Here is a 14962-nt window from a genome sequence, read left to right as displayed (position 1 = left end):
GGTGGGCCGGGGTCCGTCGTCGGGGAACCTGGCCTCGATGCGGGCCTTGATCTCGGCGGCACTGATCGGCCCGGTGCCCGGTGCCCGGTGCCCGGTGCCCGGTGCCCGGTGCGGTGCCCAACAGCTCTCAATCTTCCCTCCTGGTGACGGGCACCCCGTAGGGCTCATCAGCCAGCCCGAACAGACTCGCTCCGTGGAACAGCGGAACCATGTGCCGTGACCGATTACTCGCGGATCCCAACCGAGTAAGCTGTGGGGCGACGAACGTTTGCAGCCGCCTGTCGACTGGCGCTCGTCTGGTAGAAGATTGGGAAATCGGTGATGCGGGATGGACCAAGGACGCGRCCTCCGCCTCCCAGGCCCAAGGGTGAGCGATCGATGGTAGGCGCGGATGGTTCCGCTCCCATCGGCGGTGCGGTCCCGACGATCAAGGCTGAACTTGAAGCCGAGGGCTTCGGGGAAGTGGAGGTGATCGGCCACGGCGGGTTCGGGGTGGTATTCCGGTGTCGGGAGCCATCGCTCGACCGGGTCGTCGCCGTTAAGGTGCTGGGTTCGGGGCTCGACGAGGAGAATCGAGCGCGGTTTCTGCGGGAGCAGCGCGCAATGGGGCAGCTCTCGGGGCACCCGAACATCGTCAATGTGCTGCGGATCGGGGCGACTCAGAGTGGCCTTCCCTTCATCGTCATGCAGTACCACCAGTGCGACTCACTGGAGGCCGCAATCCGGCGCCAGGGACCGACGGGGTGGGAGTCGGTAATCCGAATCGCGGTGAAGCTTTCAGGAGCGCTCGAGACCGTACATCGCGCGGGGATCCTCCATCGCGATGTCAAGCCGGCCAACATATTGCTGACCGACTACGGGGAGCCGCAGCTCTCCGACTTTGGTATTGCACGTATCGAAGGCGGCTTCGAGACGGACTCCGGCGCGCTCACCGGTTCACCGGCATACACGGCCCCGGAAGTGCTTTCCGGCGAATCTCCCAGCGTTGCATCCGATATCTATGGGCTCGGCGCAACCCTGTTCTCTCTCATCACCGGGCATGCGGCCTTCGAGCGCCGGTCCGGTGAACAGATCGTTGCCCAATTCCTGCGCATTACCGCCGAACCAGCACCGCGTTTGCCGTCCGCCGGCATCCCAGCCGACGTTCGCGCAGCGATCGAGACCGCGATGGCTCGGGATCCAGGCGCCCGTCCATGCACCGCAGCGGAGTTCGGTAATTTATTCCGCGAGGTCGAACGCAGTCACGATCTGGTTGTCGACGAGATGGCGATATCAACTCAAACAGACCGAACGCCTGTTCGATCGGTTCAAGAACGTGCCACCGGCACAGTCAGCTATGTGCCAACTCAGACACACGCCGCTTCGCTGCCTGCGCCCGTCGGGTCGTCGCTGCAACCGCCGAGCGCGTCGACTAAGTACCGGCCGCCGACACCCACGCGGGCACTTGTGCCACGCAGTAGACTCGCCGGACAGTTACGTGACGCCAGTCGCCGGCGATTGATCTTGATCCACGCCCCTGCAGGGTTCGGAAAGAGCACACTGGCCGCACAGTGGCGCGACACCCTGATCAATTCCGGTGTTGCGGTCGCGTGGCTGAGCATCGACTCGGACGACAACAACGTCGTCTGGTTCCTCGCACACCTGACGGAGTCGATCCGCACCGTCCGACCCGATCTTGCAGCGGAACTCGGACAGATTCTCGAGGAACACGGCAACCAGGCCGACCGGTACGTGCTCACGACCCTCATCAACGAGATCCACGAACGAGGCGAGCTGCTGACCGTCGTCATCGACGACTGGCACCGAGCGACCGATGCCGCGACCATCGCCGCGATGGGATTCCTTCTTGAACATGGGTGCCACCATTTGCAGGTGCTGGTCACCAGCCGCAGTCAGTCGGGATTGCCACTCAGCCGCATGCGGGTCCGTGATGAACTCGTCGAGCTCGACGCCGCGGCTCTCCGGTTCGACCTGGACGAATCCCGAGAGTTCCTCGTCGATATGTGTGGACTGACCCTTGAACAGGACGAGATCTCCAACCTGAGGGACTCCACCGAGGGGTGGGTCGCGGCCTTGCAGTTGGCGTCGCTGTCTTTGCGAGGGCGCGACGATCCAGCCGAATTCATCAGCCACCTGTCGGGCCGGCACCGAGGCATCGGCGAGTACCTCGCCGAGAACGTTCTCAGCGCCCTCGAACCCGATATCCTCGACTTCATGCTGGCGACGTCGGTCACCGAACGGCTCTGCGGTGATCTCGCGGCCGTGCTCGCGCGCGTCGACGACGGCCAAGCACTACTCGAACACATCGAGGAACGCGATCTGTTCCTCCGTGCACTCGACGACGAGCGAGAGTGGTTTCGGTATCACCACTTGTTCGCCGATTTCTTGCGTCGTCGCATGCAGCGCGATCATCCCGCGCGCATCGCCGAACTGCACCGCACGGCTTCGCAGTGGTTCGCCGCGCACGATCTGCTGAGCGAGGCTGTCGGTCAGGCACTGGCCGCCGGGGACCGGGAACTCGCGGCGGACCTGGTCGACGCACGAGGGCTGGCGCTGATCGAGCATTCGCAGCTCGCGTCGGTATTGGGTCTGATCGACAAACTTCCCCGGGCACTGGCGGCCGATCGCCCCCACCTGCAGCTCGCCCTCGCCTGGGCGCATGTATTGCTCCACCATGACCACACCATCGTGGAGGAATCACTTCGATCGCTGGATGCCTGTATCGCCGACCTACCCGCTGCGGACACCACTACGGCCGATCTGCGGGTCGACGCCGCGCTGGTGAGGGGAGTCGCGGACCTGTTCGGGGACCGCATCGACGGGCTGACCGAGTTGGTGTCGGACTGCCTGGACCGGCAGAAGACCCTGCGCCCGTTCGTCCTCGCCGCTGCGTCCAACGTCGCGTCCTACGAGGCGATTCACCGCTTCGACTTCGACGCCGCACAGCGGTGGCAGGGGTGGGGGGCGCCCTTCCACGCGCGCACGACGGGGCCGTTCACTGGGGTGTACGGGCACTGCTTTTCCGGGATCGCGGCAAACGAGATGCTGCGCGTGGACGAAGCCGAGCGGTATTTTCGGTTGGCCTATGGTCTCGCGCGTGAGGCGGGAGGTCACCACTCGTATTCCACGAGGCTCGCAAGCGCGATGCTGGGGGATCTGCTCTACGAGCGTGGCGAGTTGGACGAGGCCGAGCGACTGCTGGACGAGAGCTATCAACTCGGCTCGGAGGGCGGTGTCGTCGATTTCATGCTCGTCACGTTCGGCACCGGATCCCGGATCAAGGCCATCCGGGGAGATATCACAGCGGCTGCCCAGCGGCTGGACGACGGTGCACAGATCGCCGCCGAGTTGGCGCTGCCGAGGCTGGCCGCCCGTATCGGCAACGAGCGGACGAGGTTGGGACTCTCCGCCGCCGATCCTGCGCAGCACCTGGCCGAGGGCGACCCGGCCACTCCCGCACCTGTGCCGGATCGGGTGGACGGGATCGTCGAGGTGACAGCAGAACTCGAGGAGGATTCGGCGATCCGGCGACTGATGGCAGAGAAGTCGCTGCCGAGCGCGCTCCGTGCCCGTGAGAGGGCAGCTGCCCTGGTAGAGCGGATCGCGACCCATGCGCGTCCCCGTGCGCTGCTGCGAGCGCGACTGTTGCACGTCGTGTCGGTTCTCGTCGCCGGTGATGAGCAGGAGGCCGTGGATGCTCTGGTACCGCTGGCCGCGCAGTGCTCGGGTCTGGGCGTGATCAGGCTTCTGTGTGACGAGGGACCGCCGATGATGCGACTTGTTGCGCGGTTGCGGGACATTCAGACGCAACAGCGCTGGCCGTCACGTTGGCCGGCGATCTCGGAGGCGTTCTTGTCGTCGGTATTGGCCGCGGACGTGTCGGCGGGCGGGTAGTGCTCGAAACCAATGCCACGAAAGTTGAGCGTTTTCTGCAGTTCAGGCATGCATCAGATCGAACAGCATTGTGGCGGTGTGGATGTCGATCACCGGGACGTGGTCGATTCAGCGAAGGTGAGGTGGTAGACGCACGCCGACGCAAATGAACCTTTAGAAATATTGTGCAGCAATCAAATTCGGGTACGGCTTACACTGGTAGTGGATGTGATGGGTGCAGCCTCGATGTGGAACGACTCCCGTACGGTTCGGACCGAACTACAATTGCCACTTGACGGCGAGTGTGATCGCATAGGCAGGTGCGTGATGGTGGGCGTCGATTCAGTACGGGGGTTCCGCGCGGTAGGTGCACATCCCGGCAGCTGAGGCGTGGGCACATCGGGGCGATGGGGCATAGGGATCGGCGGCGGTGATTGGACGGTGGTGCTAGGCCGCAAGTCGAGGTAGGACCACTGCGCGGACGGGTCGTGTGGGTCGGTCAATGGGAGGGTCCTGGCGGCGGGCGGGGCCGGCGGTGGCGGTCAATGCCAGGTTCACCGCGAGGCCGGTGTCGTAGGCGACGACGCGGGTCAGCCACCGTGAGGTGGGTGTCGACGATCAGGAGTCGTAGGCGGTGTACTTCGGTGCCGCCGCAGGCCGGTGCCGGGTTCTAGGGCCACCGGTGTGTGCGCGTGGTCGGTGATGGTGCCCGACAGCTCCGGGCGCGGGTAAGTCCCACGGCGTGGTGTGAATTCGGTGGGGCAGCGTAGCCGCAGCTCGGGCGTGTCGCTCCGAGTGTGTGGGTGGGCCATCGCGTAGTGATGAACGAGTTACCGACCAAAGTGACTCGACCAAAGGACCACGCGATGACCCACGACCATTCTGCCCTGATCACCCAGCTCGATGCACTCAGGGGCGCCGACCCGGCGAGCGTGTTCGCCGAACTGATCCGAACCGGACTGCAAGCATTGATCGACGCCGAAGCCACCGAAGCCCTCGGCGCCGGCCGCTACGAGCGCACCGCTGAGCGCACCAACTATCGCAACGGCACCCGATCCAAGACCGTCGCCACCACCAGCGGAGACGTCGAAGTGCAGATCCCGAAACTGCGGTCCGGCTCGTTCTTCCCCAGCCTGCTCGAACGCCGCCGGCGGATCGATCAGGCGTTGTACGCGGTGATCATGGAGGCCTACGTCCACGGCGTCTCGACCCGCAACGTCGACGATCTCGTCACCGCACTCGGAGTCGAATCGGGAATCTCCAAGTCGCAGGTCTCACGGATCTGCGCCGGACTGGACACCGAGATCGCCCGGTTCCGGGACCGCACATTGACGCATACGACCTTTCCGTACATCTTCCTCGACGCGACCTACTGCAAGGTGCGGATCGGCGCTCATGTGGTCTCTCATGCCCTCGTCGTGGCGACCGGTGTGTCGATCGACGGGACCCGGGAAGTGTTGGGGACCGCGGTGGGCGACAGTGAGTCGTTCGATTTCTGGCGCGAGTTCCTCGTCGGGTTGAAGGCACGGGGGTTGTCGGGGGTGCATCTGGTGATCTCCGATGCGCATTCCGGGTTGAAAGCTGCTGTGGCGCAGCAGTTCACCGGAGCGTCGTGGCAGCGGTGCCGGGTGCATTTCATGCGCAACGTCGGGTCTGCGGTGACGTCGAAGCAGGTGCCGCCGGTGATGGCGGCGATCAAGACGATCTTCGCTCACACCGATCCCGAGGCTGTGGCCGCGCAATGGGATCAGGTCGCGGACACGTTGGCGAAGTCCTTTCCGAAGGTCGCGTCGATGATGCGCGACGCCAAGCACGACGTGCTCGCGTTCCGGGCGTTCCCGAAAGCGCACTGGCAGAAGATCTGGTCGAACAACCCGATCGAACGATTGAACAAGGAGATCAAACGCCGCGCCGATGTCGTCGAGATCTTCCCGAACCCGGCAGCGTTCCTCCGGTTGGCGACGGCGGTGGTGATCGAAGCGCACGACGAGTGGCAGGTCACCCGCCGCTACGTCTCAGACGTCAGCATGGACGAGCTCAAAGTCATCATCGCCGCCAAACAACGCGCCTCGACTGACGACACGACGCCGCAATCGTTGACACCCGAACTCGAAACCGCATAACCTACAAAATGACTCGTTGATCACGAACCAGATGGTTCACCGATCCGAAGTACACCACCCCATGGGACGCTGTCCCGGGCGCAGGCAATGACACTGCCGTGAAGGGTGCGGTTCATTGAGGCAAACCGCGCGGGCGAGGGGGATGACCGTCCCTGACCGCGGGTGTGTCGGCACTCTCGAGGCCCGTATCCTGTTCGTGTGGGTGGTAGGTGGGGTACCCCGGCCGGTGGGGATCGGCGCCTTCGCCGATCTCTACACGATGTGAAGTGGGGTAAGACGGTCATGAATCTGGTCGACGCTCCTGGTCGGCAGCGTGAAGGGCCGGCACTCAGGGGCCCAGGAGGGTGCCCGGCGCGGAAGTCATTCGACGCCGGCGGCCGCATTGACGATGGGTTTGCGTCGTAATCTTCGACGCACATGCTGGTCCTATCGCGCCTCCGTGCGAGCGAGTGCAACCGCGCGCACGAAGTGCTGCGCGGTGAGTGCCAATCCGTGGGGACGAACGAGGTTGAGCACCGCGATGAAGGCGTGAAGTGTCGGGGTTGGCATGTCTAGGGGTTCCTACGTTGCTTGTAGCGGTTCTCGGGACCGTCCGGGAGATGCCTCGGTTGACAGTGAAGTGGCCGACGGCCGCTGCCGAGCACCGTGAGGTCGTCGTGCGCGGCGCGACGAGCAGAACGTGAGGATCAGTTCCTTCACTTCTGGGGGATACCTGCGGATACGACAGCTGCAGGCGAGTTCGGAGAGGCGGTCCTCGTACTCTCGTTTGGAGATTCCGAAGGTGACCATGATGTCTTCCTCAGGTCCTCCACCGAACGCGGACCACCGTCGGAAGAAGTGCACCAAGAGGTCATCGTCACGTTCATCCGGTGTGACCATTTGGGTAGGGGTCGTCATGGTTACGCCGGTACGGTATCGGTGTGATTCTTGGCCGACTTCGCGTAACTCTTCAGTGTGAAGTCCGCGGCGAGCACCTCACCGAAAGAGGGCCGGCTTGGGCCAGTGAGTATTTTGCGGGCAGCCAGATGGTCGCTGGGTCGATTAATCGATTCGACGCATGTGAGCAGGTCGTTCCTGAAACGCAGCACCGAAAAGCTGGAGCTTTCCGTGTCTCCATGGGCGATTGTGCTGTCGTCGGCGGATGCGATGCCGGCAATCTGGATATTCAAGTCGAACTGATGGGTCCAGAACCAGGGAACCGCGGCATATGGCGCACTGTCGTGCATCAGACGCCGTGCCACGTGTCGGGCGTGATCGACGGCATTCTGCACGGACTCCAAACGAACGCGGCGGCCCGCATGGACGCTGGGATAGTTAGCGCAGTCTCCGATCGCGCTGATGTGAGGGTCATCAGTGCGCAGTTGGTCATCGACCACGATCCCATTGGATATGGCAAGGCCGGACGCCTGTGCCAATGCGATGTTCGGTTCCACGCCGATGCCTGCAACAACGGTGTCGGCGCGCAGGACAGCTCCCGTGTCGAGCTCGACACCGGAGACCGCCCCGCCTCGCATGGTGAGGGCCGTGACCGCAGCGCCATTGATCAGGGTTACACCATGTGACCGGTGTTCTCGCGCAACGCAACTCGAAACGGCGGGATCGACGGCTCGCTGCATGATCCGATCGGAAGTCTCGACGACCGCGGTAAGGTGCCCCGAGGCTGCTGCTGCGGCGGCGACCTCCATGCCGATGAAGCCGCCACCGATGATCACCACGTTCTGCGATGGTCCCTGGAAGCGTTCCCGAATTGAGTCGGCATCGGCGGGAGTCTTCAACGTGAAGACTCCTTGTGCCTTTCCTCCTGGAACCGCGAGAGATCGAGGTTCGGTGCCCACCGCAAGTATGAGGTGGGTGAAGTCGAGTTCCTTACCAGAGCACAAGACGACACGACACTTGTCTCGGATGATCGACGTGACAGAGTCTCCGGTGAGCAGTTCGATACCATGACGCGAGTAGAAGTCCTCGGGACGGAGCGGGAGAGCTTCAGCCGGTGTGTGGCCGGCGAGGTAGCCCTTGGAAAGGGGTGGTCGCTGGTACGGCAGGTCGGGCTCATCACCGATGAGGACGATCCTGCCGGCGAAAGTTTGCTCACGTAGCGACACCGCCGCCTGGTGCCCGGCTTGTCCCGTTCCCACGATGACGATGCAGTCCTCTGGGGTAAACCGATGTGTCTGCATGTCAGTATTGGGTCGACGGAAGTGTGACTACAAGCCCGTCGATGTCCGTGGTGACCGGGAGTTGGCAGGACAACCTACTTGTCTCCAGGCGGGGGGCGAGTGCGTTGTCGAGCATCTCATCTTCTTCGTCATTGATGTCGGGCAGCGCGATGTCTGCGCTTTCGACATACACATGACATGTCGCGCACATGGCGTTGCCCCCGCACTCGGCAACGATCTCGTCGATGCCGGCGCCTACGGCAGCTTGCATGACGCTGGTTCCGTGTATCGCGTCGACACTGGTCTCGGTTCCGTCGCCGTGGCGAAAATTGATCTTGGGCATTGATTTTCGATTCCTTCGGATGTGACTATTCTGACGAAGCGCCCCGAGCGGCCATGCCGCTCGATGGGCGCCAGCGCCCTGCAGGCGGGGTGTGCCCGGACACGCGCGAACCCCCCGACTGCAGGGGTGTGATCAGCGCGGATGAATCTTGAGCGGCACCGACTCCATGCCGCGGATGATGTTGTTCGGGTGCAAGTGGGGCTCACCATTCAGTTCGATCCGGTCGACGCGCTTGGCCAACTCCTTGAACAGCGAGTTCACCTCGAGGCCGGAGATGTTCTTGCCCACGCAGGAGTGCGGGCCGTAACCGAAGGCAAGGTGGTCGGTCGGGTTCCGGCGAACGTCGAATACGTGCGCGTTCGGGTAGTGCCGATCGTCTCTGTTCGCCGAGGCGTAGCTGTGCATCATTCTCGATCCGGCCGGAATGGTGATCTCACCGAACTGAACGTCACAGCTGGTCACTCGTGTGAACCACTGCGCGGTCGATTCCGTCCGAGCGCCCTCTAGCACTGCACTCGGAACCAAGGAAGGATCATCACGGACGATCGCCCACTGGTCAGGGTGCCGCGCGAACAGCGCCAGCAGATTGCCGATCAGGCTGGCGGTAGTGTCCAGGCCGGCCAAAGCCATGACGCCGATGATCCCCAACGCCTGCTCTTCGGTGACCTTGCCCTCCTCGGCGGCCGCCCAGGCCTGCGCGCTCAGGCTGCCAGCCCTGACTTGGTCGCGGCCGAGGCTGGTGGCGACGAAGTTGATGAGCTTCTCCACGCTGGGAAGGGTGTCGTCGTAAGTGCCGTCCGGTCCGCAGCAGTTGTACGAATCCGTCGCCCACCGAAGCATTTCCGGTCCGGAAACGGCGTGTTCGGCACCGAGAGCGTGCATGAAGACCGCAGCAGGCATCCGCTGCGCGACCTCGGGCACGCCGTCGAATTCCCCCATTTCCACGATCCGGTCGACCACTTCCTTGGCGGCCACATCGATCTTTTCCTGGTAGGCCAATGCCGCTTTCGGGCCCATTCCCTGCATCATGATCCGGCGCGGGACGGCGTGTTCCTCCCCATCCTTGAATGGCGCGAAGCCACCCCACGCGGTATTGATCGTGTCGCTCATGGCGATGCCGCGGCCGGAGATGAAGGCGCGAGGATCACCGAGGACGCGTTTGACTTCGTCGTATCGGAACGTCCCCCACATGTCGTACTTGGTCAAATATGCTGCCGGCCCGATGTCGCGCAGGCGTCGGTAGTCGTCGTACGGGTCCGCTAGTGATTCTGCGGAAAATAGGTCGATATCGGAGGAGTATCGTTCGGTATCAACAGAATTCGGGATAACGGTGGTCATCGAGGCACTCGCTTTCTACGGAATCGTTTTCAGGTCAGGAACGTGTGACTCAGTTACCAAGCGCGGCGGGGCATCCCGTGTGGGCAGCAGCGTGACCACGGAGGCCGGCCAGCGCATCCTTTACTGCGGAGTCAACAAGCAGAGCTAGGTTGTCCGGGGTGATCTCGCTCGAGTACACGACGAGTGTCTTGTCCTCGACGGGAATGACATCGATGGTTCCCAAATGGTGATCGACCGCGAGGTCGCCCCCCTGAATCTGGTACTGGAACCGGCGCAGGTTCTCGTCGGAGGTGACGATCTTCTCCTCGACCCGGCTGCCGTCGATCAACTCGAGGTGGCGCACACCGCTCGAGTCGAGGTGTGACTGGGAAATCAGCGGATACCATTCGCTGATATTTGCCGCATCGCTGACAATCTTCCATACACGGTCCGGTTGTGCATCGATCAGAATTTCCGCTCTGAGGCTCGTCATGTGATTCTCTTTCAGTTAATTCGTGAGCGCGTGGTGGCTATTCGGCACCCGCGAGGGCTGGGCGCACAAGTTTTTTAAGAAACTGCGACGCTGCATTCTTCCCTTTTCGGATATGCGTATCGTATCGTGACGACGGTCACATATCTCTGTTCGTTTGTGCAGAACTCATTGTCGTTCTGTGCACGGCGTCGAGGTCCTGCGCGGCACCACACATGCCACTGTCCCCAGGCGGAAGCGATGTCGGAAACTGTGTTGATCGCCCTCTTATCCGGGGCGATCGTGTCAGTTTGCGTTCCCGGAAGTGCTGGTGTGCAGTGGGTTACGTCCGCGCAACTGAGCGTCACCTGCGAGCCCGGGGCAGTTGGGGGGGTTATGCCGAGACGTAGAGCCTGCGGTACTCGGAGGGGCTGGCGCCGTACTTCTCACGGAATATTCGGCTGAAATGGGCCTCGTTGATCATGCCGTGCGTCGCCGCGACCTCACTGACCGGACGCCGAGTTGTCAGAGGGTCGACGAGCTGTTTCCGTATTCGTTCCAGGCGGCGGTGTCGTACATACTGTGCGACACCGTATTGCTCATTTTCGAATGCTTTGTACAGGCATCGAACTGAAACGAAATGGGCTGCAGCGATATCGCCGACTGCGAGGTGCGGTTCCCCGAGATTTTCCTCGATGAATGCCTTTACCCGGAGAACGAATGACCGCTGAGCGGATTCTGAATCGCTGGAATCCAAGAGAGTTTCCCTGTACAGGGTCTCCACCAGGTCGAGCAGGGTGGAGGATACTTTCCGCGAAACAACGTCCGAGAATTCGCCCGGCGAGTCAACCAGATGAAGCAGCATCGTCGAGACCAGTTTTCCCAAACCCTCGTTACCTGACACTGCGGTAGCTGTCACGCGGGCTATCTGGGATACGTCGAGGTTCAGCGCGCTCCGGTCGAACATCGATACCGCGGTTGTGTGTGGTGAACTGAAGCGGAATGCGAATGAGCGGGTCGAGTCGTACACCGTGAACTGCCCGGGGCGGAGGATGGTTGTCCTATCGTCCTGTGTAAACGTACAGATTCCCGCTCGCTGAAACGCGATGCAATAGTGTTCGCTCTCGTCCGCTCGAGCTTGCTTTCCTGTGCGAACCACGGTTTCGGGTCGCGCCTGCACCACTGACAGCTGCATCCCGCCGATGTGGTGGGTATCGACACCGCATCGGAAATCGTGGTCAACCTGGGTGTCCACCTGCATCGGAAAGAACGTTCCGCTGAGGGCGTTCTGCCAACTGTCGAGTTGTTCTCGAACACTCTCTCGCGGGTTGCCCGGAGCGGCTGGAGATGACATATCGGGTGCGATTCTTGTTTCAGGTTCTCGACTCGTACGGCGACACTCGCCGTACCCGCATCATAGTGCGATGTTGACGGCTTTGGTTTGGGTGTAGAGGTCGATGGCGGTGGCCCCGAGCTCACGYCCCCAMCCGGACTGCTTGTAKCCRCCGAACGGCATGGCGGTGTCGAACCCGTTGTACTGGTTGATCCACACCGAACCGGYCTTGAGCTGRCGGGCCGTGAGGTGCGCCTTGGACAGGTCCTTGGTCCAGATTCCGGCGGCGAGGCCGTAGATGCTGCTGTTCGCCGCCTTCGCGACGCCCTCCTCSGCGTTGAASGGSAGCGCSGCGACGACSGGGCCGAAGATCTCYTCCTCGACGATGCTGAATTCGGGCTTCACGTCGACGAACACCGTCGGCTCGACGTAGAAGCCGGTGTCGCCCCAGCGCTTTCCGCCGGTGAGGGCGCGGGCGCCGTCGGCGAGTCCGGCGGCCAGRTARCCRGTGACCTTGTCGAACTGTTCCTGCGACACGAGCGGTCCGAGCTGGGTGGTGGGGTCGAGTCCGGGGCCGATCTTGACCTGGCTCGCGGCCTCGGCGACCGCGGCGGTGAAGTCGTCGAAGATGCTGTCCTCGACGAACATCCGGGTTCCTGCGACGCAGCACTGGCCGTGGTTGAACAGCCAGGCGTTGAGCGATCCGGTGACGGCGGCGTCGAAGTCCGCGTCCGCGAACACGACGTTGGCGCTCTTGCCGCCGAGTTCGAGCGACACCTTCTTCAGGTTGCCGCGGGCGGCGTCGACGATCTTCTTCCCGACCTCGGTGGAGCCGGTGAACGCGATCTTGTCGACGTCGTCGTGAGCCGACAGCGCGGCCCCGGCGTCGCCGWAGCCGGTGACGATGTTGACGACGCCGGGCGGRAAGCCGGCCTCCTCGAACACCTCACCGAGCAGGATCGCGGTGAGCGGGGTCTGCTCCGCGGGCTTGAGGATCACCGTGTTGCCCGCCGCGAGCGCGGGGGCCAGCTTGAACGCGGCCATCAGCAGCGGGAAGTTCCAGGGAACGATCAGTCCACAGACGCCGACGGGYTCACGAAGCGTGTACGCGTGGAACTGGCCGCCGGGGACGAACGGCATGCTCACGTTGACCGTGCTGCCCTCGATCTTGGTGGCCCAGCCCGCGAAGTAGCGGAAGATGTCGGCCGACCAGGCGACGTCGACGGCCGCGGCGATGCCCGCCGACTTGCCGTTGTCCAGCGCCTCGAGCTGACCGAATTCCTCGGCGCGYTCGGAGAGGATGTCGCCGACCCGCCAGATGAGGCGTTCSCGCTCGTTGGGCTTCATGGTGGACCACGGGCCCTCGTCGAACGCCGTGCGTGCGGCCCGGACTGCACGGTCGACGTCCTCGGCGCCACCGCGCGCGACCTCGGTAAGGGCGTTGCCGGTGGCCGGGTCGTAGGTCGTGAAAGTGCGGTCTGATGCGGCCGACACCCATTCGCCCCCGATGAGGAGTTTCTTCGCGCTCCCCAGGAACTCCTGCACATCGCGCCGGATTGCCGATTCAGTAACAGCTGTCATACGAGCACTCTCCAGTTTGCAGTCTCAGCCGGCGGTGCCGCGGTGGGCTCGGATCCGGTCAGGTTTTCGGTGCACCGCCGACGCTAGGTGATGGGCGACACACTCAGTTATGGGAATCGTGCACCACAGTTTGCGCATTTGTGCACACCTCACCCAATGCTGTATCGCTTGCATCCCGAACGGCCTTTCCCCGTATGCTCCGTATGCAAGGAGCCCACTGCAGGTCCGAATTGCCTGGGAACGCCTCTACCAGATACCCGCTATACCGGGCAGGTCTCGGCGACAACCTCGCCGGCGTGCTCGGCGAGATCGTACGACCGTTGATTCGCGGCCCTTCGGCGTCGGCATTGGCGGGGTAAGCTCGCGGGTCCTCGGTGCGATGAGCCTGTTGCGCGAATGCTCTATCGAGAACACCTGCAAGCGCTCTGACGAGGCCCGTGACGGGGCTGTCGCGGCCGACGACGGACGGTTGCTGTTCGCCGACGATGGTGACGTCGAAGCCGCTCAACCAGACGAGAGCTGAGACTGACGTCATGTCCGACCGCACTCGTCTATCGCGCTGAGACGATGACCACCTGCCGCCATTCGGGCGGCGCAGGCGCTACGAGGCGCCTCCCGCCTCCGTGCCAGCAGGTATCCGGAGGTCGCCGATGGATCGTGGTGGGTCTATTAGGCGCTGTCGAAAGGTGGTGGGCCCTGTATCCCGTGTGCCCGGGGGTCGATCCTGCGCGAGTAGTGGTGTCGCTCTAGCTGGTCAGTGGCGGTGGTCGTCGTCGATCCAGTAGGTGAAGGTGTACCTGCTGATTCCGGGCTCATCGGTGGTCAGGATCGTCTGTAGGGACAGGTCGGACCAGGTGCGGATGCCCTGTGTCCGCAACTGAGCGACGGCCTGCGTCTTCACGTCTTCTGGATCCTGGTCGGCCGGCAGATCCACTGAAAGTCGTTCGATTCCCTTGCTTCCAGGAAATGTGCTCGAGACCCGATCCCGGGCGCAGACCGGCGAAGTCGACCAGCAGCGTCGTCGTCGACGACCCGGGGCGGGCCGGGAGCCGGGTGGTCGTTGCGGGCGCCCCGTGATGGTGCTGGATCCAGCAGCGGATTCGTTCGTGATCGGTGGTGGGCCCGACCGGTGGATTCTTGTGTGCCGTCATGGGCTCCTGCTCGTTTTCGGTTGTCTCTCGCGGTGGGGGCGCCGCAGCGGCGGTGTCCTGTGTTCGCGCCTGGTGGCTGGTCGCCGGGTGTGTCTTCCATCCTGGGCCGCGGGACGGGTCATTGTCCTCTTGTCCGGGTCGGTGCTGGCCGCGCAGACTGAAGATGTTGCGGCGGAAGCGCCGGCCGTGCGGGCCGATCGGGTCACGCCCCTGTAGGCGCCTGCTGCTCGTCACTCGATGAGGAGCGTCCCATGCCCAGTCCCAGCCCCGGTTATTCGATCACTGTTCGGGTCCACGCTCCGGTCGGCGCCGGTACCACGTCCACGTTGGCGGCGGCCATTGCGTCGGTGAAGGGCGCGATGACGGCGCTCGATGTGGCCGAGAGCCACCCCGACCACATGGTCATCGATCTCACCTGCGACGCCTCGGACGTCGCGCACGCCGACCAGATCGCGACCGCGATCGCCGAGGTGCCCGGGGTGACCGTCGGGAAGGTCAGCGACCGTACCTTCCTGCTGCATCTGGGCGGCAAGCTCGAGGTGAACCCGACGGTTCCGCTCACACACCGCGACGACCTCTCCCGCGCCTACACCCCCGGCGTGGCCCGGGTGTGTAC

The 14962-nt window shown here is 63.5% G+C and carries 11 protein-coding genes; 4 read left to right on the top strand and 7 right to left on the bottom strand.

Features of this window, described 5'->3' with window-relative positions; translation table 11 throughout:
* Positions 1-378: 378 nt before the first annotated feature.
* Positions 379-3894: a protein kinase domain-containing protein gene (locus AC1DWT_RS31080; RefSeq protein ID WP_477923594.1), complete on the top strand. Its 3516-nt coding sequence runs from the start codon at positions 379-381 to the stop codon at positions 3892-3894.
* Positions 3895-4739: 845 nt separating this feature from the next.
* Entirely contained in the window at positions 4740-5996 is a 1257-nt protein-coding gene (locus AC1DWT_RS31075) for an IS256 family transposase (protein ID WP_477923592.1), read from the top strand.
* Between the two features lie 899 nt (positions 5997-6895).
* On the opposite strand, the gene AC1DWT_RS31070 is transcribed toward AC1DWT_RS31075, so the two are convergent.
* The 6 genes from AC1DWT_RS31070 to AC1DWT_RS31045 all read right to left on the bottom strand — a co-directional run bounded on the left by AC1DWT_RS31070 (position 6896) and on the right by AC1DWT_RS31045 (position 13195).
* A complete protein-coding gene (locus AC1DWT_RS31070) occupies positions 6896-8173 on the bottom strand; it encodes an NAD(P)/FAD-dependent oxidoreductase (protein ID WP_477923590.1) in 1278 nt (425 codons plus the stop codon).
* Between the two features lies 1 nt (position 8174).
* The gene (locus AC1DWT_RS31065; protein WP_477923588.1) at positions 8175-8495 is read right to left on the bottom strand and encodes a 2Fe-2S iron-sulfur cluster-binding protein; all 321 of its coding nucleotides are present in this window, start codon (positions 8493-8495) and stop codon (positions 8175-8177) included.
* A 132-nt stretch (positions 8496-8627) separates the two neighbouring features.
* On the bottom strand, positions 8628-9605 hold the full coding sequence (locus tag AC1DWT_RS31060) for a cytochrome P450 (RefSeq protein WP_477923587.1): 978 nt from the start codon (positions 9603-9605) through the stop codon (positions 8628-8630).
* A 277-nt stretch (positions 9606-9882) separates the two neighbouring features.
* Positions 9883-10305 (bottom strand): SRPBCC family protein, encoded by a 423-nt coding sequence (locus AC1DWT_RS31055; RefSeq protein ID WP_477923586.1) that lies wholly within the window; start codon positions 10303-10305, stop codon positions 9883-9885.
* Positions 10306-10675: 370 nt separating this feature from the next.
* Positions 10676-11635, bottom strand: a complete 960-nt coding sequence (locus AC1DWT_RS31050) for an AraC-like ligand-binding domain-containing protein (RefSeq protein ID WP_477923585.1) — start codon at positions 11633-11635, stop codon at positions 10676-10678.
* Positions 11636-11695: 60 nt separating this feature from the next.
* A complete protein-coding gene (locus AC1DWT_RS31045; RefSeq protein ID WP_477923584.1) occupies positions 11696-13195 on the bottom strand; it encodes an aldehyde dehydrogenase family protein in 1500 nt (499 codons plus the stop codon).
* A gap of 379 nt (positions 13196-13574) precedes the next feature.
* Between AC1DWT_RS31045 and AC1DWT_RS31040 the strand changes: the two genes are divergently transcribed.
* Positions 13575-13718, top strand: coding sequence for a hypothetical protein (locus AC1DWT_RS31040; protein WP_477923583.1), 144 nt, complete (start codon positions 13575-13577; stop codon positions 13716-13718).
* 231 nt (positions 13719-13949) lie between these two features.
* On the opposite strand, the gene AC1DWT_RS31035 is transcribed toward AC1DWT_RS31040, so the two are convergent.
* Entirely contained in the window at positions 13950-14129 is a 180-nt protein-coding gene (locus AC1DWT_RS31035) for a hypothetical protein (RefSeq protein WP_477923582.1), read from the bottom strand.
* A 468-nt stretch (positions 14130-14597) separates the two neighbouring features.
* On the opposite strand from AC1DWT_RS31035, the gene AC1DWT_RS31030 reads away from it, so the two are divergent.
* Positions 14598-14962, top strand: a 365-nt coding sequence (locus tag AC1DWT_RS31030) for an ACT domain-containing protein (RefSeq protein WP_477923581.1), incomplete at its 3' end; no start/stop codon positions are given.

It is taken from the genome of Rhodococcus sp. P4_B6, assembly GCF_056402215.1.
This window is presented reverse-complemented; position numbering and strand designations above follow the sequence as displayed.